This window comes from Halospina denitrificans (genome assembly GCF_004364635.1).
Lineage (GTDB): Bacteria > Pseudomonadota > Gammaproteobacteria > Pseudomonadales > Oleiphilaceae > Halospina > Halospina denitrificans.
In genome coordinates this window covers 382,762-408,555 of sequence record NZ_SOAX01000003.1, presented here as the reverse complement: position 1 = coordinate 408,555, position 25,794 = coordinate 382,762, and the positions used below count along the sequence as shown (strand labels likewise).

Here is a 25,794-nt window from a genome sequence, read left to right as displayed (position 1 = left end):
AAGTGCAGTCAATGAGCATACCCGCCCAAACTACCCCCAGAGGGCCGCTTGTCGCAATCGGCGGCGCGGAGGACAAGACGTCCGAGTCGGAGATACTGCGCCGTGTGCTGTTGTTGTCGAAAAAGGAGGCGCCAATCGTCGGTGTCATCACCACGGCGAGCAGCGTTCCCGACGATGTATTCGGCGCGTATCGCGAGGTGTTTTCGAACCTGGGCGCGTCGGAAGTACTGGACATCCGGATCCGCGAGCGCAGCGACGCGGCGTCGGACCAATTCGTTGAGATGATCCGGAACTCGGACATTGTTTTCATCTCCGGCGGCGACCAGATGCGGCTAACGTATGTTCTCGGCGGTTCTCCCGCTATGGAGACGATCCGTGCGGGGCATCAATCGGGCACCGTGATCGCGGGGACGAGCGCCGGGGCGGCCTGTCAGTCCCAGACCATGGTCTACGGCGGTCCGGCTGACGATTCCCTGCGCAAGGGCGCGGTGCAGATGACTGCCGGCTTCGGCCTGGTTGAGGGCATCATCATTGATACCCATTTCCTTGAGCGTGGACGCTTTTCGAGGTTGATGGAAGTGGGAGCCACCAACCCGGAATACTTGGGCGTCGGTCTGGGTGAGGATGCGGCTGTCCTGTTCGAGGGTGATGTAATGCGGGCTTTCGGGCCCGGTCATGTCATCATCGTTGACAGTTCCCAGATATCAGGGTCGAACGTGTCCGATCTTTCGGACGGGGAAGCTGTTACCGTACATAATATCATCATGCATGCGCTGGTCGATGGTTATGGATTTAACCTGACGAATCGGCGGGTCCTGGGCCCCGAAGAGCTCAGGGCGGAAGGGCTGGAGCACTGGATTGCGAATTCTTGAACACCGCGCCCTGCGTGGGCCCAATTACTATAGCCGCTACAAAGCCATCTACATGCGGCTCGCTATTGATGAACTGGAAAACAGGCCCAGCGACCAGGTTCCGGGGATAGCGGCTAAGCTTTTGAGCCTGATTCCCAGCATCAACGAGCACCGTTGCTCGGTTGGGGAACCGGGTGGTTTTCTGCAGCGGCTCAGAGAGGGCACCTGGGCCGGGCATCTGGTCGAGCATCTCGCGATCGAGTTGCAGAACCTGGTCGGCTTTTCGGTCGGATACGGAAAAACCGTCGATAGCTATGACCCCGGAATCTACAGCGTGGTCTATCGCTACCGGGACGAAGCCACAGGCCTCGCCGCGGGCGAGGCTGCGGTGGAGATCGCGCAGAAGCTCTACGATAGCGAGGACGTGGACCTCGGTCCCACTATCGATCGCCTGAAAGAGGTTCGCGACGCCAACGCGCTCGGCCCCTCCACCGGATCGATCATCAATGCTGCCAAGGCCCGAAACATTCCGGCCTACAATCTTACCGAAGGCACCAGCTACACGCAGCTTGGCCACGGCGTCAAACAACGGCGGTTTCAGGCGACGGTGACGGATTCATCCGGGATCATCGGCTTCTCGATCGCCGACTCCAAGGAATGGACCAAGCAGATACTGGATGATGCCGGGATTCCGGTGCCGCGCGGACAAGCCTGTTATTCCTGGGAGGAGGCGCAAAGCGCGGCGGATTGGCTCGGCTGGCCGGTCGTAACCAAACCGCTGTCGGGCAATCATGGACGCGGCGTGACAACCAACATCAACTCTCTGGAAGATCTCAAAGCCGGATATGAAGCTGGCTATGCGAAGCACGAAACCGTGCTTGTGGAACGCTACACCAAGGGCGAGGACCACCGGATTCTGGTGATCGGCGGCAAACTCGTGGCCGCAGCACGCCGTCGGGCCGCTCATGTGACGGGCGATGGAACCAACACGATCCAGCAACTCATCGATAGTGAGAACGCCGATCCGCGCCGTGGTGTGGGGCATGAAAACCTGCTGACCCAGATTCATGTGGACGCACAGACCCACCGGATGCTGGAGCAGGCGGGCCATACGCTGGATACCGTGCTGCCGAAAGGCGAGATCGCGTATCTGAAATCGACCGCCAATCTCTCGACGGGCGGTACCGCAACGGATTTGACCGACGAGGTGCACCCGGAAGTGCGCTTCACGATGGAACGCGTTGCCCGGCTTGTCGGGCTCGACGTGATCGGCATCGATCTTCTGGCCGAAAACCTGTTCGTACCGCTGGATCAGCAGTCAGCCGGTATCGTCGAAGTCAATGCCGGACCGGGTTTCCGCATGCATATGTCGCCGACCCATGGCACACCACGTCCCGTGGGCGAGCATGTGGTGGATATGCTCTTCCCCGACCCGACGAATAACGGCCGGATTCCGATAACCGCGATTACCGGTACCAACGGTAAGACAACCACGACGCGCCTGACGATGCATATCCTTCGCCAGGCAGGGCATTCCGTCGGCATGGGGTGTACCGGTACAGTCGAGATCGACAACCATGTCATCCTGCGTGGTGACTATTCCGGCCCCGCGGCGGCGCAGGCCGTGCTTCGGGAACCGACGGTCGAGCACGCCGTGCTTGAAGTCGCGCGCGGCGGCATCATGCGTCGCGGACTGGGTTTTGACGAATGCGATGTCGGCGTCCTGTTGAATATCGCCTCCGATCACCTGGGCGAAAACGATATCCATACGCTGGATGAACTCGCCCGCTGCAAGACCGTCGTCGTCGATTCGGTGAAGAAGGAAGGCGGGTACTGCGTTCTCAACGCCGACGACCCCTTAGTGATGGAGCACGGCACCTATTGGGCGCGTGGTGAAATCATATACTTCACGATGAATCCCGATAATCCGGCGCTGGCCGAGCACCTCAGTAACCACGGCATGGTGCTGACCGTGAAGAACGGGAAGATCGTTCTGCTGAAAGGCAAGGTCACGGTCGAAATCGTCGAAGTCAACGATGTGCCGATCGCCTTCGAAGGCCATGCGCCTTTCAACGTACAGAACGCGATGGCCGCCGCCGCGGCCGCCATCAGCCACGGGGTAGAGATCGACGACGTTCGGGCGGGGCTTCTGACCTTCCATCCGACACCGGCGCAGATGCCGGGCCGCACGAACTATTTCGAGGCGGATGGGGTGAAATGCCTTATCGACTACGGTCACAACGTCCCGGCGCTGGAGGCGCTTGAACATCTGGTCAATGGGCTGGCCACCAAACGCAGGATCGGTGTTGCCACGGCACCCGGCAACCGGCGGGACGAAGATCTCTGGGCCCTGGGCGGGCAGCTCGCCAGTATGTGCGATGTTCTCTATGTTTATGAGACGGATGCCCGTGGGCGCAAGACCGGCGAGACGGCGAAGCTCATTCACCGCGGTGCCACGCATGCCGACTCATCCATTCAGGTCGAAACGATCATGAGTGAACAGGATGCAGTGGCAAAAGCCATTGCCGAGGCCCAGGAGGGGGATTTCCTGCTGCTTTTCGTCGATGACATCGAAGGCGCGACGGAACGTCTCAAGGGGCGACGCTTCCCGACACAGGCCGAGATCGCCCAGGGCTGATAGCGCTAAAAGACACCGTAAGCCAGCATGGCGTCGGCCACTTTCTTGAAGCCGGCGATATTGGCCCCGCGCACGTAGTCGACTCGCCCGTGGCTCGTACCGTGCTGGACACAGCTCAAGTGGATCTCCGTCATAATCTTCTGCAGCAGCGAATCGACTTCATCATGGGACCAGCTGATGCGCATGGCATTCTGGCTCAGCTCAAGTCCGCTGACCGCGACTCCGCCGGCATTCGAGGCTTTGCCCGGCGCATGCAGGATATTGTGGGCGGCGAATAACCGGGCTGCCCCGGCAGTCAACGGCATGTTCGCGCCTTCGCACACAGCCATCACGCCGTTCCTGATAAGCGCCTCGGCATCGTTTTCCTGCAGCTCGTTCTGAGTCGCACAGGGCAAGGCAATGTCACAGGTCACCCTCCATGGATCTTCCCCCTCGTGAAACTCCGCGCCCCTGTAGTTTTCCGCGAATTCGGAGATTCGACCCCGCCGGTTCTGCTTCAGGTCCTTCACGAATTCGAGGTGCTCCTGCTGGAGCCCCTCCCTGACGTAAACAAAGCCATCGGAATCGCTGAGCGTCACAACCCTTGCGCCCTTCTCGACTGCTTTTTCGGCGGCATGGAGCGCGACATTCCCACTGCCGCTGATGGCGATGCACTTGCCTTCCAGTCCTTCACCGTGGTGGTTCAGCATGTGCTCGCAGAAATAGACACAACCGTAGCCCGTGGCCTCCATGCGAACCGCGCTGCCACCGAAAGAACATCCCTTGCCGGTTAACACCCCCGTCCAGCGGTTCTGAAGCCGCATGTAATGGCCGAACAGGAAACTGATCTCGCGGGTGCCTACCCCAATGTCCCCCGCGGGTATATCCACATCCTCACCAATGTGGCGATACAGCTCTGTCATCAGCGACTGACAGAACCGCATCACTTCGCGCTCGCTTTTGCCCTTGGGGTTAAAATTCGAGCCACCCTTGGCCCCGCCCATCGGCAAGCCGGTCAGGCTGTTCTTGAAAATCTGCTCGAACCCGAGGAACTTGAGAACGCTTTGCGTCACCGTTGGATGAAAACGCAAGCCGCCCTTATAGGGGCCCAGCGCGTGACTGAACTGGACGCGCCAGGCACGATTCGCCCGGATATCGCCATCATCCGTCTCCCACGACACCCGGAAACTGATGATGCGATCCGGTTCCGTCACCCGTTCCAGAATCTGTGCTTTCCGGTAGTCTTCATGCGCCAGATACCAGGGCATCACCGACTCGGCGATCTCCTGCACGGCCTGGTGGAATTCCGGCTCGTGTGGATTCCGGTGTTCCAGTCCCCGCATGAACTGCTCGATTTCAGATCGCTCTGCTGACATATTTTTCCTTTTCCATCTAAGAAAGCGCAAAGCGGCCGCTTTTTAAAGCAGTGCCACCACGCTTGCGTAGGTGTCCTGGTTATTGGGCGTCCTGGCTGTCATTTCACATCATACCAAGCGCAAGCTCTCGCTGCTTGAACTGGCCGCTGTGGCCTGAGCTCTACTTTTGAAGCCTTCTAAAAATGGGGGGGGATTACCGAGCGAAGCGGCGGCCCGTCAGGGACGTCTTACGCGAATTGTTATGTGATTCCCGGTCCGGTAGATAGGTTTACCAATACTGAGGATCATTGAATGGCTCAACGCAACTAGCCTGTCCCAGTGGGAACTCAAGACTGCCTCCGTCTAATGATTGCCCCAGCCAACCCTCTGGATGAGCTAGTTTAAATGGTGCTGCCGCAACCTCTTCAGGTACCTGCCTGAAACCCACTTTTGAATAATAGCTGGGATCTCCATAGGTAAAAATGAGCTCAACACCCAATGCACCCAAGTGCCTAATTCCAAACTTAATCAGTTTTTGGCCAATGCCTGTGCCCTGATGAGTTGTATCTATTGCTACTGGTGACAACAGAAAAGCTTTAGCAGGGGAACTGAACGACAACCGAGTGAAGAAGATACAACCGACGATCTGCTCTTGCTCGGTGGCGATGAACCCGAGCATGTCATCGGTTTCGGTCCCGATCATCAATTCATGCACTAATTGCCCAATCAGCTTTCCCTCGGACTGGCCTTCCGAATCAGAGAACGTCCGGGTAAACAGGGCCTCTATTTCCTGTCGATCAGACTCGCTATACATCGAAAACTTCATGTCTTGCTAACCCTATGAAGACCGCTCAGGACCAGCCCAAAAGAGGGGGTTATGCCCGACCTCTGGCGGCCATCTCATCATGCTCCCTCACCGTTGAAGGCATCCGCTTTTCAGATCCTCCCCCGAGTTAACTCTCAAGATCTTTTCTGATCTGCTCAAACTCTTCTCGCGTTATCTCACCCTTGGCGTAGCGCTTCTTGAGTATCTCCATCGCCGTTTCAGAATCCTTATTGTGGTTCGATGGTCCCTCAGAGTTATTCCACCACGGCGGCTTGGGTCCACCTCGACCAAACACAATGTAAAGAAAAATAATGAGAAAAATGATCATTACGAGCGGCATGACTACGGGGAACACCCACCAACCACCCCAGCCAAAATGTTCGGGACCCATAATTCTTCTCCTTCTTCGGCGATGCTCGGCCTATAACGGTGCTATACCTAATCCTCGGTTTTGGCCATACATACCGCTTCTTCTCCATATGCGGATAGATCCCTCTTAAGCGACTCACCTACATGCACAGCTTTGAAACCATGGCGCATCCAATACGAGGACGCCCCTTGGATAGCAACCAAGAATATCCGTTTGTACCCCCTGTGCTTTGCGCTATCTAGCACAGTGTTTAACATCTGTTTCGCGGCGCCAACCTTACGGGCTGAGGGAGTCACCGCCATATCATGAATGCACAAACTATCCGCATTTGAAGGCACAAGATACTCGGCGCCGTCCAAGTCGGGTATCTCGCCAAACACCCATGGCAAAGATACAACATAGCCCACCACCAGATCCCCTTGGACAGCCATAAAACAGAAATCAGGGGAAGCAGAGAGCTTTGCGGAAAATGAATCTACAGATTCAAGAATGCTCTCGTTGTAGCACTCCCGCTGTACGCGAGAAATCTCAGGGAGGTCAGACAGTGACATTCGTCGAATTTTCACGTCGGCACGCATTTCGGCCTATTTAGGTATAACGCAGAGCGAAGCCGGCGCCCACCAGGGCGTCCGCCTTGCGCGACTTGTTAAAAAAGTTCTAGCTCTTGTCATGTTGCTCAATTCTGAATCTAAGGCTTTTCAGTCTATTTTTTCTAACTAAGAGCCAGACCACTAAATACACTAGAATAAAAAGAGTAAAACTAGATAATATCAGGGTTGCGGGGCACCCAATAGATTTGGCACCAACTAGGTACTTTCCTGAACTCAAAACCCCCAATGTTTGCAGAATGAACGCTAGGCCGACTAGAACCAAGCCAAAAAAGAAGTCTACCTGCTGCGCTCTCATCCCCAGTGCCATTTGCTGTCCAGCACCATACATCCTGATTGCAAGCCAGATTAGCTCAGGCCGACGAACTTCAAGAATACCCACACAAAATAATATGGTTCCTGACAACCCCAGAAGACCTGATAAAATCGTAAGGGCTTCACCTAGACTCATAGTTGCGACTCGTTCTATCAGTAAGCACCGCGGCGTCAGCTTGCGAGCCCCATACCGGAAGGCTGCTAACTTGGGCGACAGTCAAATATCTCGAACGTTACGATTCCTGTATTCAATGAAATAGTAGGCAAGAGCACTAAAGAAAAACAAGAAAACCGTAGCGATAAACCAACCCCATTTCCCTTCCCTGTACATATCACGCCACATCAAAAATAGATTAATAAAAAGCACGAGGAAGCCTATACCCCAAAACGTATCTGCGGCTAGCTTCACGCCTTCCCAAGTTCCTGCGGCAAAAACATATGCCCACCCATCAAAGCCTATGTCGACGATGTACAGGATAGCCAGAAATATTGACCCTATGAGAGATGAGAGCTTGGCGGTGGTCTTCTCAGTCATAGTTCCCCGTACATTTAACGCTGAGCACAGCGGCGACCTTGGAATGGCGACGAAGGAGCCATGGAAAGGGCGTCCGGCGGCCGTAGGCCGCGTACTGCTGCGACTTGTTAAGGGCCTGTTTACCCTTGTTTTTTGGTTTGGCACCCAATACTGAATGCCTACTCCCGATACTGTGTACTAGCTCGACCCATAGCGCCAGGAACCAGAGCACCGAATGAGCGGAAACTGCACGACGAATGCGCCGGATTGCCCCGCAACCTGAACACCGAAATAGCGGCCAAAACCGCCGCCAGACAGGCGGCTGTGTTTTGCCTGAAAACTACTGCCAAGCTGCGCCCAAACACCAAATCCAAAAGCGACGTAGCTAGGCCTTTAACGCTTGCAGCATGCGCGGCCATGAAATGGAGCCGAAGGCGCAATGTAAAGGGCGTCGCCGTGCCTGCACTGGTTATGCTTTATTTATCCACAATACCATGTTCAAAAAGATACTCTCTCCCTTCCGGTGTCAGTCTTATTCGAGAAGGGAAGTTCCGAACTGCAGTCAGAAGGCCTGCTTGTTTAGCCTCCAATAAGTACTTCTCTGAAGTAATCCTATGCATGCTCAAGTCATTGAGAAGGTTGTGAAATTGGATATAAGAAGCCGATGTCTTGTTATAGCACCGCGCAACAGCTTTCATGACCTCTTTTATCCCATCAGAACTCCTATCCGGAGCGGAGTTCTCCATTGGCTTAAAAGGATTCGAGCCTATCTCAGGTTTTTCAAACAGAGGGGCGTCGAGCAAATGCCGCAATAATTCGTCAAAGCTAAACTCAAGTTCAGCATCATTAGAAAAATTAACAAACAGTTTCGTGCGCAAAAAAGTTGGAGTGTTGTGCGTGCCAGCTGGCTGCCTAATAATGGGGATAACTTTTGCGCTATCAATTTTTGAGAGCAGGTTTGAGGTCAAGATCATTTTTTCGTACCCAACTCCACCCTCGCCTGCATTAGCCTTCTCCACATAGCGGTTTGAGCAAATCATCAGCACATACTGCGCTGACTCCAGCTGTGTTTCCATAAAATGCGGAAGATCGTCTCCTGGTTTCAGGTCCCATTGATCAAGAACTGCATCAATACCTCGATTCCGCAAAGTAGTGGCAAAATCTAGTACCCATCTCTTATGATCAGCAGAGTCATGAGAATAGGAAACAAATACTCTCGGTGGATTCATTGCAAAACCTCAAAAACACCCATTGACTGCGATCCAGTTAAGTTTTCAGGCATAACAGGTAATGGTTAGAACTCTTTATTATTGATATTCGCGACGTCGGTATAGCGCCAGCGCCTTTTCTGTCTGCCGACCGCCTTTCTTTTCAGGAATCAGGCAGTTGGAGGTTTGTCGGCGCTTCGTTATGTAATATCTTGAGTTCTCGTTTACCCGCACTCAATCAGCCCCAATAAAAAACCCCCTGGGCTCACACCGCAGGGGGTTTGGTTTCCGGCGTTAGCCGCACTTGCTCTCGCCGCAGGCAAGACAGGTCTCACACCCATCCATCATCACCATGGCCTTGGTGTGGCATTTGCCGCAGACCGTGGCGTTGGGCGGGTAGGTGCCGTCGGCGTTGGAGGCGGGTTCGCCATTGGCCTCGAAGGCGGCCTTTTTCTCGGCGATCATCCGCTGGGTGAGTTCGCTCATCTCTTCGGTTTCAATCAGGCCGATGGCCTTCATGTGTTTCTCGATGATGTAACCGATCTCTGCCACCAGCGAGGGCATGAAGACGCCGCCTTTCTTGAAGTAGCCGCCGCTGGGGTCGTGCACGGAGCGCAGCTCTTCCACCAGGAAGGTCACGTCGCCGCCTTTGCGGAACACGGCGGAGAGCACTCGGGTGAGGGCGATCACCCACTGGAAGTGCTCCATGTTCTTGGAGTTGATGAACACCTCGTAGGGTCGCCGGGTTTCGTGGTCGGTGCCTTCGTTGAGGATGATGTCGTTGATGGTGATGTACATCGCGTGGTCATCGATCGGCGGCTTGATCTTGTAGGTGGTTCCCAGCAGGAACTCGGGCCGTTCGATGTGCTCGTTCATCACCAGCGGCTGGTTTTCCGGGCTCGCCGCCTGCTGCTCTTCGTTGGCGGCGTTCTCGTCCTTGAGCACGCGCTGGTCGACGATTTTCTGTTCAATTCGGACGGTCATTGTTCGTGTCTCCGTAGTCTGGATTCGGTTCAGTACTTACCGTAGGTGCCTTCCTTGAGCGCATCGAAGAGGTTGGCGGCGTTGTGGATCTCGCCGTCGTACTCAATGTCCTCATCGCCGCTCACTTTCACGGTACTGCCGTCTGCCAGCGTGAATTCGTATTGTGTGCCTTCGAGGTCCTTCTGCTTTACGAGTACGCCCTGGAAGGCTTCCGGGTTGAAGCGGAAGGTGGTGCAGCCTTTCAGGCCCTGTTCGTAGGCGTACATGTAGATGTCCTTGAAGTCCTCGTAGGCGAAGTCCGTGGGGACGTTGGCGGTCTTGGAAATGGAGGAGTCCACCCATTTCTGGGCCGCGCCCTGGATGTCCACGTGCTGCTTGGGCGAGACATCGTCCGCAGTGGTGAAGTACTCGGGCAGCTGCTCTTCCGGGTTTTCCGAGAAGGGCATGGCGCGACCGTTGATCAGCTCGCGGTAGGCCAGCAGTTCGTAGGAGAAGACGTCGACCTTTTCCTTGGACTTGCGGCCCTCGCGGATGACGTTGCGTGAGTAGTGGTGCGAGAAGCTGGGCTCGATGCCGTTACTGGCGTTGTTGGCCAGCGACAGCGAGATGGTGCCCGTGGGCGCGATGGAGGTGTGGTGCGTGAAGCGTGCGCCTTTCTCGGCAATCTGCGCCACCAGCTCCGGCTCGGCTTCGGCGACTTTCTGCATGTAGCGGCTGTAGCGGGCGTGCAGGATGCGGCCGGGCACCTTGTCGCCGGCCTTGTAGCCGTCTTCGCGCATCTCGGGGCGCCATTCGAGCATTTCCTCGGTGAGCTCGAACTCGTCGTTCATGATCGGCGCCGGGCCTTTCTCGTCGGCCAGCTTGACGCCTTCGCGCCAGCCTTCCAGGGCCATTTCCTTGTTCACTTCTTCGGTGAAGGCCACGGACTCGGGGGAACCGTAGGGCATGCCCAGCATGGTGAGCGTGGAGCCCAGGCCCAGGATGCCCATGCCGTGGCGGCGCTTGTATTCAATCTCGTGGCGCTGCTTGTCCAGGGGCAGGCCGTTGATCTCGACCACGTTGTCCAGCATGCGGGTGAAGATGCCCACCACCTGGCGGTACTTCTCGTAGTTGAAGCGCGCCTTCTCGGTGAAGGGGAACTCCACGAAGCGGGTGAGGTTGACCGAGCCCAGGAGGCAGCTTCCGTAGGGCGGTAATGGCTGTTCTCCGCAATTGTGAGCGTGAATACCATTAGCATCGAAAGCATTGATTCCAGGAACCTGTACGTCGTAGACGGGTTCGGAGCCGGCCTTTTCCACGGCGGTCACACGGGCCACGAAGCGCTCACGGTTGAGCTTGCGCTGGTAGCCTTCAAGGCTGTTGTTCAGGCGTGCCTGCTTGTCCGTGTCCACAAAGCCGACCTGGTCCGCGAAGCGGCTGAGGTTCTCGCCGGTGATGACCAGCTCGTGCTGCGGCTGGATGGTGTACTCGCTCTGGCCGCCCTTGCCGTCGGGCAGGGTGGCTTCGGAGGCGGCGCGGCGGTCACGGTAGATGGTGGAGGCGATGCCCAGGCGCAGGAGCATGCGCTGGGCGGCCTGCAGGCGACCCATGTCAGACTGGGCGAGGCGGACGCTCACGCCCTTGGCCTGGCTGCCCTGCACGGAGCCGTCCGCGTCGAAGAAGCCGCGCAGGAAGCCGCGATAGGCGGCGGCGGAGCTTTTCTCGATCTCGGGCGTGATGGCCTTGTTGCCCGGTGCCATGCCGGCGTCCGAGGCAAGCTGCTTCAGGGCGGCAGTGGCCAGGCGGTATTCGTTGCGGCCACCAACGGTCTGCCAGCCGCTGAAGTCGCTGCGGTGGGGCAGGGTGCGCACGGCTTCTTCGGCGTAGCTCATCATGGCGTCCACGCCCGAGGCGGTGGGGCCGCCGTTGGCGGCCATGGCGGGCTTCCAGACGGAGAGAACGGCCTTGTCGTCCTTCAGGGTGCCGTCGCCGACCAGCAGGCCGAGGAGGTAGCCTTCCTGTTCTGTGCGCTCGCCTTCCCAGTCTGCCATCTCACGGTGATCGTTGAGCAGGACGCGGTCGCCCTGGGTCAGTTCGCCGGCGGCGCACCATTCGGTCTCGGTGCGGTGGCGGGTGAAGGCGCTGACGCGGCGCACGCGGTGATCGCTGGTCAGCTGCAGCTCGTGGCCTTCGGCGGTCCTGAGCGTGACGGTTTCCTTGTCGGCGGTGTGGAAGAAGCCTTCCGCGCCGCTGTCATGGGGCTGGCCGTCGACCATGGCGGTAAAGGGCTTGCCGATCAGCTCGCTCACCTGGCGCGGGCCCTTGCTGGTCTGGACCCAGGTGTCGGCGGTCACGCACGGGTTGGTAGCGCGGATGTTCTCGCAGAACCAGTTGTTGTTCATCCGGTTGACCTTGTCGATCAGGATGAAGCCCGGCTCGGCGTAGTCGTAGGTGGAGGACATGATCTTGTCCCAGATCGCGCGCGCCTTGAGGGTGCGGTAGATCCGGCAGGCGACGCGGCCCTTGCCGTCGGTGACGTAGCCTTCCTTGACCGGGAAGTCGCGGTAGACGAACTGTTTCGGGTCGTTCAGGTCCAGGCCTTCCTTCTCGACTTCCTCGCTGGAGACGGGGAAGGAGAGTTGCCAGTCGGTGTCGTTCTTAACGGCCTCGATGAAGTCTTCGGTGATCAGCAGCGAGAGGTTGAACTGGCGCAGGCGGGCGTCTTCGCGCTTGGCTTCGATGAAGTCGATGATGTCCGGGTGGTGCACGTCGAAGGTGGCCATCTGCGCGCCACGGCGCCCGCCGGCGGAGGAGACGGTGAAGCACATGCGGTCGAAGATGTCCATGAACGACAGCGGGCCGGAGGTGGTGGCGCCGGCGCCGGCCACGTACGCGCCGCGCGGGCGCAGGGTGGAGAACTCATAGCCAATGCCGCAGCCGGCCTTCAGTGTGAGGCCCGCCTCGTGGTTCTTCACCAGGATGTTGTCCATGGAGTCCTTGACCGTACCGGAGACGGTACAGTTGATGGTGGACGTGGACGGCTTGTGCGCTTCCGCGCCGGCGTTGGAGATGATGCGCCCGGCCGGGATGGCGCCGTTACGCAGCGCCCAGACGAAGTCCTTGAGGACCTTGTCCTTCTTCTTGGCCGTTTCCACCGAGGCCAGGGCTTCAGCAACCCGGGTGTAGGTGTCCTCGATCTCCTTGTCGACCGGTTCACCGGCCTTGGTCTTCAACTGGTACTTGCTTTCCCAGATGTCTTTGGAGGTTTCCTGAAACGGGATGTTGTTGGTGAGATCCTGAATCTTGGCGTTCATGTAAAGGCCTCGGTGTCCCTGGTGTTTATCAAAATGGTTGCTCGGTGCAACCACCATATATTGTGTTTTCGTTCAATCGGTGATCATGGGCCGCCGAGCCCCGGAGTGACGGTCCTCCGGCGGGAATATGGCGCCATGATAAGCGGGAATGAGGGCGGTAGCGGCGAGAATGCCGGCCTGTTGACACGCGGTGTCATTTTTGTTTACCCCAATATATCGGCTTTTTGTTGTTGTTGATGCCTGTATATTGTGGTCCAGGTCCGAATAGTGTCAAGAAAAAATCCGGGACGGAGAGATGAAATTTTTGATGGGCGCCAGGTTGTTGATCCGTGGGGGCTGAGTGGTTCGCGTGGTGTTGCTGTCAATCAGCGATTACTAGATATAGTGTTTGCTGATCACGGCGGCGGAATCGGTTATGCTGTCTCTTTCAGGGCGGGATTACGGTGAAGGAACCCATGATGCGTTTTGTTGCAGCGTTGCTTGCATTGGCCGCAATGGTGGTGGTTAACGGCTGTACCACGGTTGACCAGAGTATGCAGCGCCAGACGCCGCCGGAGAAGGTGCAGGATGACCGGCCCATGGCCTCCTGGAATCGCTTGATGCGCGAGACCCTGCCCGTGGTGCGCGACGCGCTGGTGAATGAGCCAGAGCCGTTCTATCCGCGCGGTTTTGTGCTCTCCCGGCTCGGGGGCGTGCGCGGCGTCCATATCTCGCCGCGGGCCGGGGATGACCACGAGGACCGGCTTGACCTGATCTTTCAGAGCATCAGGGCCATGACGCAGGGTGACGATATTGTGGCCTTCGTGGTTTATGCCACCGGGGAAGGGCAGTTGCTGGATACCCGTGACCGGAGCCAGATGGTCGTGGCCCATATGGAGCATCAGTCCGGGCGGGCGCTGTTGCGGCGGCTGAGCTACAGCATTGAGGACGGGGCGGTGAATTTCGGCCCCGAGGATGTGGATCGCACCGAGGTCCTCATTATGGGGAACAGGAAGGAGCGCCAATGAACGTGATCTGGCTGGCGAAGCCGGTGGAATCGGAGCGGGTCGAGGTCGGCACCCTGAATTCCCCCTGGGGCGAGGTGCTGACGGTCTGGCATGACGATGCACTGGTGCGCCTGGTGTTTGTCGATGATCCGGAAAGCCGGGACGAAGAGCTGGACGCGGTTTCCCGGCTCTGGGGTGAAAAGCCGGCAATGATGGAGCCGACGGATGCCCGGCTTGAAGAACTACAGGCCCTGCTGGCGGAGTGGCCTGAGGTTACAGGAAAACGGATACCAACCCTGGAGATGATTGGCTCCGACTTCCAGCAGAGCGTCTGGCGGTTGCTGCTTCGGTTGCAGCCCGGGCAGACGGTGACTTACGGCGATATTGCCGCGCGGCTGGGCAAGTCCGGCGCCGCCCAGGCGGTAGGGCGGGCAGTGGCCTATAACCCGGTCTCGGTGCTGGTGCCGTGCCACCGGGTGCTCCCTTCCGGCGGTGGTACGGGTAATTACGCGGGCGGAGCGGCACGGAAGAAGGCGCTGCTTGATGCCGAGGGCGCGCTTGCCTAGCTGCTGCCCTGGGGCTGGCGGTAGCGTACGCGCAGTGCGATGCCGCTGGCGGCCCGGACCATGATGTAGAGAAAGCCGCCAAGCAGCAGCAGGGCGGCGACTGCCAGCCCTCCCTCGTGCAGCAGGCTCCCTTCGCCACCATACTGCCAGAGTTGCAGCATGTTGCCGCCATGAAGAACCAACAGGTAGACCGTAATGCCGCCCCCAAGCAGGGCTGAGATGATCTGGCTGGTGACAATCAGCACGGAGGGGATGGTGGCGATATGGCCACAGTGGCCGCATTGGTAGCGGTCCGTGTACTCGGGTTCCTCGTCATCTCTTATAGGGTCCATCAGGCCCTGCCTGCAGTTGGTGCAGACCAGCATAGGCACTCCATTATCGGGTTTCTGAGACACCATTTTGTTTGTATAGTCTCCCATAGTTGAAACAACCACAATAAGGATAATTTCAATGGCGAGAAAACTCAGCCTGCCCCTGGACAAGGTTCAGTACTGGGAGGAGCAGAAGGCCCAGGAAATCTACCTGAGTCAGCCCATGGGCAATGGTGAGGTGGTGGATTATACCTGGCGGCGGGCTGTGGGCGAAGCGCGGCGCATGGCGACTTACCTCAAGTCCATGGATCTGCCGGCGGGAAGCCGCATTGCGATTATCTCCAAGAACTGCGCGCACTGGATCATGTCCGACTGGGCCATCTGGATGGCCGGCCATGTCTCCGTGCCACTCTATCCCACGCTCAACGCTGAGACCGTTCGCTATATCCTGGATCACAGCGGGGCCGAAGTGGCCTTTGTGGGGAAGCTGGATGACTGGGAGATGATGAAGCCGGGTGTTCCCGAGACGATGCACTGCATCTCCTACCCACTGAGCCCGGAGACGGACTTTCCCACCTGGAACGAGATCGTGGCCCAGCAGTCACCATTGCAGCCGGTGGCCGAACGCGATCCGGATGAGATGGCGACCATCGTCTACACCTCGGGTAGTACCGGTAAACCCAAGGGCGTGATGCTGAGTTTTGCCAACATGGCCTATGCGGCGGAAGGCTGCATCCAGGCGCTGGATGTGACGCCGGATGAGCGCATGCTGTCCTATCTGCCGCTTGCCCATGTGTTCGAACGCTTCGTTGTGGAGTTGGGGTCGCTCTACGCGGGCTTCCACCTGTATTTCGCGCAGACGCTGGATACCTTCCTGCAGGACCTGCAGCGCGCCAAACCCACGCTCTTCCTTGCGGTGCCGCGGATCTGGACGAAGTTCCAGGCCGGCGTCTTCCAGAAGATGCCGCCCGAAAAGCTGGATCGGCTGCTGAAGATTCCGCTGCTGAACCGCGTGATCAAGAAGAAGATCCTGACCAACCTCGGGCTTGAGCACGTGAAATTCGCGGGAAGCGGGTCCGCGCCGCTGGCCGGCGAGATCCTGGAGTGGTACCGGCGCCTGGGGCTGGAGCTGCTTGAGGGCTATGGCATGTCCGAGAACTTTGCCTATTCTCACATGTCCATGCCAGGGCGCTCGCGCACCGGTTATGTGGGCGAACCCCTGCCCGGGGTGGAGACCCGCATCACCGAGGAAGGCGAGGTGCAGGTCCGCAGCCCGGCAACCATGATGGGTTACTACCGGGACCCGGAGAAGACGGCCGAGACCATGACCGAGGATGGTTTCCTCGCCACCGGTGACAAGGGCGAGGAGGATGAGCTCAAGCGGCTCAAGCTGACGGGCCGGATCAAGGAGATCTTCAAGACCAGCAAGGGTAAGTATGTGGCGCCGGCGCCGATCGAGAACGAGCTGGTGGCGCACCCGATGGTGGAAGTGGCCTGTGTGAGCGGGGCAAACCAGACCAGCCCCTATGCGTTGGTGATGCTGGGCGAGGACGTCCGCCCGCGGATCTCAAACCCGAATTACCGCAAGGAGGTGGATAAACAGCTGGAGCACCTGATGGAGGAGGTGAACCAGGGTCTGGACCCGCACGAGCAGCTGAAGTTCATGGTGGTCGTGCGTGATGAGTGGACCATTGAGAACAACTTCCTGACGCCCACGATGAAGCTCAAGCGCAATGTGGTCGAGGATGCCTACCAGAACAAGATGGACGACTGGTACAGCCGGAGCCAGACGATCATCTGGGAAGACTGAGGTCAGTGCTTCCGCTGTTGCTCGGCGGGCAGCACTGAAGCCTGCCGGTGCGCCTTGAGGCGTACGCGGTCGCCGACTTCAAGCGGCTCGTGGTTGGGGACGATGGCGCAATAGCGCTGCTCGCCCCGCTGCAGGACGTAGAAGTAGTCGTGCCCCCGGAACTCGCGATCCACCACCGTCGCGCTGTCGCTGTCGTCCGAGGGTACCAGGGCGAGATGCTCGGGGCGCAGTGAGAGGGTTACCCTGCCTTCGGCCGGCGCATTGAGATCCACCTGCCCCAGTGGCGTTGCGGCGGATTCGCCGCTGGCCTGCGCTTCGAGCAGGTTGGTGTGGCCCAGGAATTCCGCAACGAAGGCGTTCGCCGGTTCCCGGTAAACCTGCTGGGGCGGACCGAGCTGCAGCAGATCGCCATCTTTCATGACCCCGATCCGGTCGGCCATGGTCATGGCCTCGGCCTGGTCGTGGGTCACCAGTACTACCGAGGTGCCTGTTTTTTTGAAAAGGCGCCGCATTTCCTTGCGGGTGCGCTCCCGCAGCCCCGCGTCCAGGTTGGAGAAGGGCTCATCCAGTAGCACCAGCTCCGGCTCCGCGGCCAGGGTGCGCACCAGGGCCACCCGCTGTTGCTGACCGCCCGAGAGTTCCTCCGGGAATCGATCCGCCAGATCGCCCAGTCCCACCAGTTCCAGCCATTCCAGGGCCTTGGTATAGCGCTGGTCGCGCGCGATTTGCTGCATCGCGAAGGTCACGTTTTCGGCCAGCGTCATGTGCGGGAAGAGGGCGTAATCCTGGAAGACCATGCCGATGTGGCGTTTCTGGGGCGGCAGTGAGGTGATGTCCCGATCCTTGAGGTGGATTGAGCCCGTATCCGGGGTCTCAAAGCCGGCCAGCATGCGCAGGGTTGTGGTCTTGCCGCAGCCGGAGGGTCCCAGCAGTGCCAGGATCTCGCCCGAATAAAGGTTGAAGGAAACATCGTTGACCGCCCGTGCCTGTGTGCGGGGGTATTGCTTGCTCAGGCTGCTGATACTGAGCAGCGGGCCCATTGGCGGGCGCTGCTGGGTGTCGTCAGTATCTTGGTTCATGGGATAAATAGAGGTTTCCTCCAGCATGTCAGGCCCGGGCCCCCTCACGATTGAGAATGAGTGCCACGGACAGCCCCGAGAACAGGATGATGGCGGCGGCGAAGGGGGCCGCTTCTGCCATCATACCCTCTGAGGTGCGGCTGAATACAGTCACGGCCAGTGTCGTGTAACCCGTTGGCGCCAGCAGGAAGGTGATGGGAAGCTCCTTCATGCAGAACAGGAACACCAGCGCCAGGGATGCGAACAGGCTTTTGCGCAGATGGGGAAAGACGACGTGCACGAAGGTGGATCTGGGGCTGTGGCCAAGCGAGTGCGCAGCTTCCTCGAAGCTGGGGCGCATCTGCATCAGGGTGCTGCGGATGGGGCCCAGGGCCAGGGCCACGGTTGCCAGGGTCCAGCCGAGGATCAGCAATGCCAGTGTCTGGTACAGGAAGGTGGCTGTCTGGAGTGCAAAGAATACCAGCGCGAGCGCGAGCGTCAGTGGTGGGATGGAATAGCCGATGTAGGCCGAACGCTCCGCTATGTTGGACAGTGGCGATGGGTAGCGCACCGAGTAATAGGCGATGGGCAGGGCCATGGCGGCGGCAAGCACGGCGGCTGGCATGGCGGCCCCGGCGGATCGGGCAAAGGCCACCGGCACCTCCAGAAAGAACTGCGGGTCTGGAGGCGCCATCAGCAGCCAGTAGGCCAGGATCATCAAGGGCAACCCGATGGAGGCCGCGAACACCAGGCCCAGGAACGCATAGGCTGGGATGCGCCAGGGTCCAAGTTCATGGGGGCGCGGGTGGCGGTCCACACCGCGCCCGACACTGGCCAGGCGTCGGCGCTTTAGAATGAGGCTTTCACTCATGACCAGAGCGAGCGCAATGGCGAGCAGCATCAGGGACAGCCAGGCGGCATAGATGCGGTCAAAGGCGCCGGAATACTGGTTAAAGATGGCGTAGCTGAAGACCTCGTAGCGCATTAGCGCAACAACCCCGAAATCGCCCAGCGTATAGAGACCGATGACCAGCCAGCCCGCCATCAGTGACGGAATGAGCTGGGTCAGGATGATGCGGCGGAATATGGCGAACTCGCTGTAGCCCATGCTGCGGGCGCTTTCTTCCAGGTTGGCATCCAGCCCGAGCAGCGCGGAGCGCAGGTTCAGAAAGAGGTAGGGGAAGGTGTAGAGGCTCAGGCCGAGCACGGCGCCTGTATAGCCATCAATCCGGGGCAGTTGCCAGCCAAAGAGCTGCGCCGTAACCCCATAATGTCCGCCGACGCCAAGCAGCGCATAGGCCATGACGTACCCGGGAACCGCCAGGGGCACAACGCCGAGCACGGTAAGCAGGCGTTTATGGGCAATCCGGGTGCGCGTGAGGATCCAGGCGAGCGGAAGCGCGATCAGCGTGGTCAGGATCAGCACGCTGGCGGTCAGTGCCAGCGTATTGATCAGCAGCCAGAGGTTGCGCTCCCTGAAGACCAGCTCAACAACGGTGGCCGGATCCGCCTGGAAGGCCCTGAGTACCAGATAGGCAAGGGGAACCAGCATGGCCGCCACGACCAGGAGGGAGGGCCCCATAATGTGCAGTGGCGGGCGTTTTACCATGTGGTCTCCACAGCGTCATGGCGTCGGCTCAGATCAGGTCCGCTTCCCGGAGAAGATCCAGGGTGCCTTCAAGATCCTCCAGCTCATCCAGGTTGATTTCGGGCGCAACCTCAAGCAGCGATTCGAAGGACTGCAGGTTCTCGTTCCGCTCGACGTCGCTCTGGACCGGATACTCGTGAACGGTCTGCGTGAAGTAGCTCTGGGCTTCCGACGAGAGGAGGAAGCGGATGAACTCAAGGGCTTCTTCCGGGTTCCCGGCATCCTTGATCAGGCCAATCCCGGCGACGTTCACCAGGTTGCCGATGTCATCGGGTGCAAAGAAGGCCTGCTCGGCCGGGAAATCGGGGTCGTTGGCCTTATATCGCGGCAAATAGTAATTATTCACAAGCCCGAAATCAATTTCACCATCGGCAACGCCTTCAACCTGAGAGCTGTTGTTCCGGAAGCGCTTGGCGCCATTGGCATCCATGGCTTCCAGCCACTGCAGTGTGCGCTCATCCCCGTGGCGGTGGCGCATGGCGGTGACAAAGGACTGGAAGGAGCCGTTCGTGGGTGCCCAGCCGACGCGCCCTTCGTAGGCCTCGCCGGTCAGGTCGAAGACACTCTCGGGCATCCCGTCCTCGGAGACGCGCTCCGGCGAGTAGACGAAGGTGCGGGCCCGGCCGGTAACAGCAACCCATTCGCCGGTGTTGCTCTTGTAGATGGCGGGTAGATCGGCATAGAGCGATTCCGGCAGCGGTTGAAGCTGGTTTCCCTTGGCGAGTGCGCCCATGGCGCCGGCATCCTGGCCCCAGAAAAGGTCGGCCGGGGTCTGTTCGCCTTCTTCCTGCAGCAGTACCGCGAGTTGGGCGGTATCGCCGTAGCGAACGTCGATGTTGATCCCGGTCTTCTCCTCGAACCGCTCGATCATGGGCTTGACCATGGATTCGCCGCGCCCGGAATAGAGGGTGAGTGTGTCTGTTTGCTGAAATGATGAAAGGCCGAGGTAGCCAGCCGCTGCAATCAGGATCAGAACGACGAGGCCGGATAGGGCGCGCTGCATAGACGGAATCTCCTTTTTGTTGAACGTCCGCATTAATAGTACGCATTGTAATGCAAATGATTCTCAGGTGCTATCCTTTTTCGGTCAGTGGCCACCTGCCGGTAATCCGCGTTGCAGCTGTTATAATCCTTTCGGGTAGCCGGTTTTCAATATGCGTGATCTGTCCGATGGCGGACTCTTCGTGATTGTGGATAATGACGACTTTCCGCAAGTGGGCTCTGGCCTTCAACTCATTGATTGAACCGAGGTGATCACGGGTGATGCGCTTCTACCGGACTTTGCTTGTTCTTATTGTTCTGCCGCTGGTTGGCGTGGGCTGCGCATCCTACCAATCCCACTACTCGGTTATTGAGGCAGCGACATCCTCGGGCAAGGAGCGCAAAGTGCGGCTCACGTGGCGCACGGCGCATTATCCGTCCTGGCACTGGCGCCAGGACAAGGCAACGCCGATCCGCATGGAGACCCAGTGCAGCCGCCGTGTCTGGCGCATCAAGGATCCCGGTATGGAGGAATCCTGTTCCACCGACTCCATTGGCGCCTGTGGGGATCCGGCACTGGATCTGGACACGGATCGGGAGCTGCTCGATTCCACAGAGCACCAGTGCATCACCGTTTCCGATGAAAAGGGCAGTGACCGCATTCTGGAGCTGGGTGAGCGGGTTGAGGTGACCGTCAGCTGCTATCCCCGTCACACCGAGATTGAGATGGGTGACGAAACTGCCAATGCGGATTACCTGCGAGCTTCGGTAGTTCCCTATAACTTCCGGGTGCGCGCTGCGCCCCTTGGCAGCCTGACCCAACGCCCGCCTGAACTGGACGACAGTGTCTGTGACCTGGACGAGTAAAGCACAGAGTGTAAATACTCGTTACATTTCCAGGGTGGAAGTTTACTGATCTTCACGACGAACTGATTGTTTCCCGCGCTCAATTTGAAACAATGCAAGAAGACGGTAATCCGCGCTTGAGGTGCAGCCATGGGTGTGCAACGGAAAAAATTTCTCGTACAGGAACTCGAAATCGGCATGTTCGTGGCCAATCTGGACCGGCCATGGCATGAGACGCCATTCCCGATTCAGGGTTTCTACATACGCAATCAGCAGGAGATTGATCAGCTCATCCGCTGTTGCCGCCATGTGTTTGTGGACGTGGCGGAAGTTCGCCAGAAGCCCGAAACCACGGCTGGCGCAGCGAAGCCCCAGGCTTCGGGTAAGAGCAAGGAGGAGCGGGTTGTCAAGCTTCCCGCTGTGCGGATCCGTAACCCACACCATTACGAGACAACCCGCACCCTCAAGCGTGAACTGAAGGATGTGGAACCGTTGCTCGACGATGTGGAGCAGGCCCTGGATCGCCTCAGTGAGAGTATCACAAGGGGCGACCAGCGGCCGGATGTGGAGGCGGTTGAGTCCGTGGCGCGCTCAATGGTTGACAGTGTCGCCCGTAATCCAGACGCCCTGTTGTGGTTGAGCCGCGTCCAGAGCCGTGACAACTACACCTACAGGCACTCGCTGAATCTCAGTATCTGGGCACTGCTGCTCGGGCGTCAGCTTGGATTGGCCCCGGATGTGTTGCATAAGCTCTCGATGGGCGCAATCCTGGCGCATGTTGGTAAGGCCAAGCTTCCTGCTTCGCTGCGTATCAGTGAAAGTCATATGTCGGCAGGTCAGTGGCAGGAATACATTAAGTACCCGGAGCTAGGTGCGGGGATTGTTGAAGCATCGGGCCTGCCCAGGGTTGTGGCTAATGTCGTCCGCTATCATCGCGAGCGTCACAACGCCTCGGGCTTCGCACAGGGGGTCAGCGGTGAGGAAATTCCAGTGCTGGCCAAGATCGTGGGTCTCGTGGATTATTACGAATCCATGATTGAGCCCCGCGATACCAGTGGCCAGCTGACGCCTGCCCAGGCCGTATCGCAACTCTTCGAACGGCGTAACAGCCTCTTCCAGGAGGATCTGGTGGACCAGTTCATCCAGGCGGTGGGTGTGTACCCGACGGGCACTATTGTTGAACTCTCAACCCGGGAGCTGGGCGTCGTTATTTCCCATACCCCGAAGCGGCGCCTGTGGCCGAGTGTTCTGGTGCTCACCGACCAGAGCCATACGCCGCTGAAGAATGGCCATATTGTGGACCTTGCGAAGGCGCAGGAAGAGGGCGGGGACCTCAAGGTCGCCAACTGTAAACCGCTGGGGTATGGTGGCATTGACGCGTCCCGCTACGAAGTGACTGGCGCGGGGTCCCGCTGGAGCTGGCGTCACCTTATGAGCGGATGAGGGCTGTGTGTTACTGGGAGCACTGGCTGTTCTCTGTGACACACACTTTCACGGTTTTTCGGAACCACCTGTAATTCTCGAAGTCCGGAGATTCAATCTTGAAGTTGACCAGGATTGTTCCGGAATCCCCGGCATCGCCATGATGAGAATACTCAACCACGCCGCTCTGCCAGTCCACGCTGTGGAGGTTGAGCGCATCGCCCTGAGCGCTCGCATCAAGGGCACCAATGCCCTGAAGCTGTACCCCACCGGAGCCGATGCGGCGGATGCGTATTTCCTGAATGCCGGTCTCGTCGGGAGCTAATGTCACGGCGTCCGGGTCAAGGAAATAGGGCGCCTCCAGATCCAGCCTGAAGTCTTTTGCTTCGGACAAAAGGAAATTCTTGACGTCGTTTTGACTGATTTCGCTGAGTGTATGGCGCGCATCCAGGATCTGTTGGCGTTTCTGCTCCAGATCCTGCCTCAACCCGTCGTCCGTGGTCTCGCTGATCTCCTTCCGTGTGGGCGGAGGCTCACAGAGTTCGTCGCCCTCGGGCTCGAAGCAGATCTCATCGAGCATCTGGTTTACGACTGAGCCACCCTCCAGATTTCCCTTTTTGTCGTACTTCGGTGTTCTCGGGCTGGCAAAGGACAATACGGGTTGGCTGAAGTCGATATCCGGCTCGTTCTCGGCGAGGTAGCGGTTGAGCTGCTCGATGGTTCGATCCGTAATCCGGATCGGTTTGCTGGGATCGGTCTGTAAATCCTCGCCCAGGGCCATAATCAGCCGCATCGTGTTGATGGCAATGCGGTTGCTTGAGGCAAGCTCCTCCTCGGCTATGCGATGGGTGTGGAAGCCCTCCTCACTGATATCGCCCTCCTGTAGCCGCTGCCGCTGTTCCTCGGTGAAATCCATCGAGGTCAGGAAAGGGGCAGTCGGCACGTTACTGGCAATCGGGAGGTCGCCGATGGAGAAACTGATTGTCTCACCCGGCAGGTAGCTGTAGCGGCCTTCTTCGTCTGTGGTTCCTGACCTGCTGCGGGTCTCGTAGCTGAGGTTTTCAACGCCGATTTGGGTGAAGGTTCCAATGTTACGGTCGTTGCCGTTGCTGTCATCGCTGTCGAGGCAGCCGGTCAGGACGAAAGCGCAGAGGCCCGGTAACAGAAGGGGTTTGAGTTTGGTTTCTCTCACGGGATGTCCTATCACACTATCACTTGACTCGCAGATATCGACGTTGGGGTTATTGTAGGTAACCATGCGGGGGAGTGACCGGACACAGGTCGCAGATTGAATAAAGATGTTGCAATGCGGTTGTTGGGCTCCATAATTTGCAGCCTGTTGAGACGGATGAAAACGGTGGAACGGGCTGGGGGCAGCTTTCCGGGAATCGCTATGAATACATCCATGTACGCTGCGCTTCCGCCATCCATGGCTCCAGAGCTTCCCGGAAGGCTGCCCCCAGCCCGTTCCACCGTTTTCATCCTCAGTTTGGGGGTAGCATGACAGACGCTTTGCATATCAAAGATCTACGCAAGACCTTTCCGGGAGGACTCGAAGCGCTGAAGGGTATCGATCTGCGCGTGGAAGCCGGGGATTTCTTTGCGCTTCTGGGGCCGAACGGCGCCGGTAAGTCGACGACCCTTGGAGTTCTGGCGTCGTTGGTGCGCAAGACCTCCGGGCAGGTATCGGTGTTTGATGCGGATCTGGACAAGGATCCGGCGCGCCTGAAGACTTACCTTGGTGTTGTGCCCCAGGAGTTCAATTTCAATCAGTTCGAGAAGGTCGGGGATATTGTCCGGACCCAGGCGGGTTATTACGGCATGCCCCTGAAGCAGGCTGCGCGCAATGCCGAGCGTTACCTGCGTGAGCTGGGGCTGTGGGACAAGCGCAATTCGCCGGCGCGGATGCTGTCCGGTGGTATGAAACGGCGGTTGCTGATTGCCCGGGCGCTGGTGCATGAGCCGCGCGTGTTGATCCTGGATGAGCCGACGGCCGGCGTGGATATTGAGCTGCGACGGTCGATGTGGGCCTTTATGGAGCGGATCAACCGGGAGGGGGTGACGATTATCCTGACCACCCACTACCTGGAGGAAGCCGAGGCGCTGTGCCGTAACATTGCGATCATCGACCAGGGGCGGATACTGCAGAACCTGCCCAAGGATGAGCTTCTGCGCCAGCTGAGCATGGAGCACTTCATCCTGGATGTGCGGGATGATCCGGGCACGCTCCCGAGCCTTGAGGGCTTTGAGTGCACCCGTAATGACGAAGGGGCATTGATGCTGGAGGTACAGAAGGGCGCCAGCCTGAACGATGCGTTCCGTCAGCTTTCCGAGCAGGGCTTCGACATCGTCAGTATGCGCAATCGTTCGAATCGTCTGGAGGAGCTGTTCATGAGCATGGTGGGTAGGAACCTGCCCGAGCAGAACGGGGAGGTGGTTGAATGACGCCCTTTCAGATCTGGATTGCCTTTATCACCATTGTTGTGAGGGAGGTGCGGCGGTTTACCCGCATCTGGCCCCAGACGCTGCTGCCGCCGGCGGTGACGATGACGCTCTATTTCGTGATCTTCGGGAACCTGATCGGTGACCGGATTGGCCCCATGGAAGGCTATGACTACATGGAGTTCATTGTTCCCGGGCTGATCATGATGTCGGTGATTACCAGTTCCTACGCGAACGTGGTGTCTTCCTTTTTCAGCATGAAGTTCCAGCGCAGCATCGAGGAGCTGCTGGTCTCGCCCACGCCCAACTGGGTGATTCTCACCGGCTACCTGGCCGGCGGTATGGCGCGGGGCCTGATCGTGGGCTTCGTGGTGATGCTGGTGTCGCTGTTCTTTACATCCCTGGACTTCTACAGCCCGCTGCTCGTGGTAACCACGGCCCTGTTGACCTCCCTGGTGTTTTCCCTGGGAGGCTTCATCAATGCCATGTTCGCCACCAAGTTTGATGACATCTCGATTGTGCCGACCTTCGTGCTGACGCCGCTGACCTATCTGGGCGGCGTGTTCTACTCCATCAATCTCCTGTCTCCGTTCTGGCAGGGGCTGTCCATGGCCAACCCCATTCTCTATATGGTCAATGCGTTCCGGTACGGGGTTCTGGGGGCGTCGGACGTGGCGCCTTTCTATGCGATTGGTATGCTGGTGATCTTCGCCGTGGCCCTGTTCAGCCTGAGTCTCTGGCTGCTGGACCGGGGCAAGGGTATTCGCCAGTAACGGGAGTGGA

At 58.6% G+C, this 25,794-nt stretch carries 22 protein-coding genes; 9 read left to right on the top strand and 13 right to left on the bottom strand.

Going from position 1 to position 25,794, the window contains the following annotated elements:
* Positions 1–11 precede the first annotated feature (11 nt).
* Positions 12–872, top strand: a complete 861-nt coding sequence (locus tag DES49_RS08780; RefSeq protein ID WP_133736025.1) for a cyanophycinase — start codon at positions 12–14, stop codon at positions 870–872.
* Entirely contained in the window at positions 859–3,489 is a 2,631-nt protein-coding gene (cphA, locus tag DES49_RS08775) for a cyanophycin synthetase (protein WP_133736024.1), read from the top strand. The genes DES49_RS08780 and cphA overlap by 14 nt, the downstream gene beginning before the upstream one ends.
* A 5-nt stretch (positions 3,490–3,494) precedes the next feature.
* On the opposite strand, the gene gdhA is transcribed toward cphA, so the two are convergent.
* The 8 genes from gdhA to DES49_RS08735 all read right to left on the bottom strand — a co-directional run bounded on the left by gdhA (position 3,495) and on the right by DES49_RS08735 (position 12,941).
* Positions 3,495–4,844 (bottom strand): NADP-specific glutamate dehydrogenase, encoded by a 1,350-nt coding sequence (gene gdhA / locus DES49_RS08770; protein WP_133736023.1) that lies wholly within the window; start codon positions 4,842–4,844, stop codon positions 3,495–3,497.
* Positions 4,845–5,112: 268 nt separating this feature from the next.
* Positions 5,113–5,649, bottom strand: coding sequence for a GNAT family N-acetyltransferase (locus DES49_RS08765; RefSeq protein WP_133736022.1), 537 nt, complete (start codon positions 5,647–5,649; stop codon positions 5,113–5,115).
* Positions 5,650–5,776: 127 nt separating this feature from the next.
* The gene (locus tag DES49_RS08760; RefSeq protein WP_133736021.1) at positions 5,777–6,040 is read right to left on the bottom strand and encodes an SHOCT domain-containing protein; all 264 of its coding nucleotides are present in this window, start codon (positions 6,038–6,040) and stop codon (positions 5,777–5,779) included.
* 47 nt (positions 6,041–6,087) lie between these two features.
* Positions 6,088–6,570, bottom strand: coding sequence for a GNAT family N-acetyltransferase (locus DES49_RS15830; protein ID WP_166646043.1), 483 nt, complete (start codon positions 6,568–6,570; stop codon positions 6,088–6,090).
* Positions 6,571–7,159: 589 nt separating this feature from the next.
* Positions 7,160–7,477, bottom strand: a complete 318-nt coding sequence (locus tag DES49_RS08750) for a hypothetical protein (protein WP_133736019.1) — start codon at positions 7,475–7,477, stop codon at positions 7,160–7,162.
* Positions 7,478–7,932: 455 nt separating this feature from the next.
* Positions 7,933–8,685 (bottom strand): toll/interleukin-1 receptor domain-containing protein, encoded by a 753-nt coding sequence (locus DES49_RS08745; protein WP_133736018.1) that lies wholly within the window; start codon positions 8,683–8,685, stop codon positions 7,933–7,935.
* Between the two features lie 273 nt (positions 8,686–8,958).
* Positions 8,959–9,648, bottom strand: a complete 690-nt coding sequence (locus DES49_RS08740) for a TSCPD domain-containing protein (RefSeq protein WP_133736017.1) — start codon at positions 9,646–9,648, stop codon at positions 8,959–8,961.
* A 29-nt stretch (positions 9,649–9,677) separates the two neighbouring features.
* Complete coding sequence (locus tag DES49_RS08735; RefSeq protein WP_133736016.1) at positions 9,678–12,941, bottom strand: LAGLIDADG family homing endonuclease; 3,264 nt, start codon at positions 12,939–12,941, stop codon at positions 9,678–9,680.
* Positions 12,942–13,396: 455 nt separating this feature from the next.
* Between DES49_RS08735 and DES49_RS08730 the strand changes: the two genes are divergently transcribed.
* Positions 13,397–13,948 (top strand): hypothetical protein, encoded by a 552-nt coding sequence (locus DES49_RS08730; protein ID WP_133736015.1) that lies wholly within the window; start codon positions 13,397–13,399, stop codon positions 13,946–13,948.
* Positions 13,945–14,493, top strand: a complete 549-nt coding sequence (locus tag DES49_RS08725) for a methylated-DNA--[protein]-cysteine S-methyltransferase (protein WP_133736014.1) — start codon at positions 13,945–13,947, stop codon at positions 14,491–14,493. The genes DES49_RS08730 and DES49_RS08725 overlap by 4 nt, the downstream gene beginning before the upstream one ends.
* Here the strand turns inward: DES49_RS08725 and DES49_RS08720 are convergent.
* A complete protein-coding gene (locus DES49_RS08720; RefSeq protein ID WP_133736013.1) occupies positions 14,490–14,825 on the bottom strand; it encodes a hypothetical protein in 336 nt (111 codons plus the stop codon). The genes DES49_RS08725 and DES49_RS08720 overlap by 4 nt on opposite strands.
* Positions 14,826–14,943: 118 nt before the next feature.
* On the opposite strand from DES49_RS08720, the gene DES49_RS08715 reads away from it, so the two are divergent.
* A complete protein-coding gene (locus DES49_RS08715) occupies positions 14,944–16,614 on the top strand; it encodes an AMP-binding protein (RefSeq protein WP_166646042.1) in 1,671 nt (556 codons plus the stop codon).
* A 2-nt stretch (positions 16,615–16,616) separates the two neighbouring features.
* Here DES49_RS08715 and DES49_RS08710 read toward each other — a convergent pair whose 3' ends face one another.
* Genes DES49_RS08710 through DES49_RS08700 form a run of 3 tightly spaced genes read right to left on the bottom strand, consistent with a single transcriptional unit; the run spans position 16,617 to position 20,323 of the window.
* Positions 16,617–17,693: an ABC transporter ATP-binding protein gene (locus tag DES49_RS08710; RefSeq protein ID WP_166646041.1), complete on the bottom strand. Its 1,077-nt coding sequence runs from the start codon at positions 17,691–17,693 to the stop codon at positions 16,617–16,619.
* 28 nt (positions 17,694–17,721) lie between these two features.
* The gene (locus DES49_RS08705; RefSeq protein ID WP_243864975.1) at positions 17,722–19,281 is read right to left on the bottom strand and encodes an ABC transporter permease; all 1,560 of its coding nucleotides are present in this window, start codon (positions 19,279–19,281) and stop codon (positions 17,722–17,724) included.
* A gap of 28 nt (positions 19,282–19,309) precedes the next feature.
* On the bottom strand, positions 19,310–20,323 hold the full coding sequence (locus tag DES49_RS08700) for an iron ABC transporter substrate-binding protein (RefSeq protein ID WP_133736011.1): 1,014 nt from the start codon (positions 20,321–20,323) through the stop codon (positions 19,310–19,312).
* Positions 20,324–20,580: 257 nt separating this feature from the next.
* Here DES49_RS08700 and DES49_RS08695 point away from each other — a divergent pair, with 257 nt between their 5' ends.
* Complete coding sequence (locus tag DES49_RS08695; protein WP_133736010.1) at positions 20,581–21,168, top strand: hypothetical protein; 588 nt, start codon at positions 20,581–20,583, stop codon at positions 21,166–21,168.
* Positions 21,169–21,297: 129 nt separating this feature from the next.
* Positions 21,298–22,590 carry a cyclic di-GMP phosphodiesterase gene (locus DES49_RS08690; protein WP_133736009.1) on the top strand — a complete coding sequence of 431 codons (1,293 nt, stop codon included), beginning with the start codon at positions 21,298–21,300 and terminating at the stop codon, positions 22,588–22,590.
* 10 nt (positions 22,591–22,600) lie between these two features.
* On the opposite strand, the gene DES49_RS08685 is transcribed toward DES49_RS08690, so the two are convergent.
* A complete protein-coding gene (locus DES49_RS08685) occupies positions 22,601–23,761 on the bottom strand; it encodes a hypothetical protein (RefSeq protein WP_133736008.1) in 1,161 nt (386 codons plus the stop codon).
* A gap of 308 nt (positions 23,762–24,069) precedes the next feature.
* Between DES49_RS08685 and DES49_RS08680 the strand changes: the two genes are divergently transcribed.
* The gene (locus DES49_RS08680; RefSeq protein ID WP_133736007.1) at positions 24,070–25,014 is read left to right on the top strand and encodes an ABC transporter ATP-binding protein; all 945 of its coding nucleotides are present in this window, start codon (positions 24,070–24,072) and stop codon (positions 25,012–25,014) included.
* Entirely contained in the window at positions 25,011–25,784 is a 774-nt protein-coding gene (locus DES49_RS08675; RefSeq protein WP_133736006.1) for an ABC transporter permease, read from the top strand. Before DES49_RS08680 ends, DES49_RS08675 begins: the two co-directional genes overlap by 4 nt.
* Positions 25,785–25,794 lie beyond the last annotated feature (10 nt).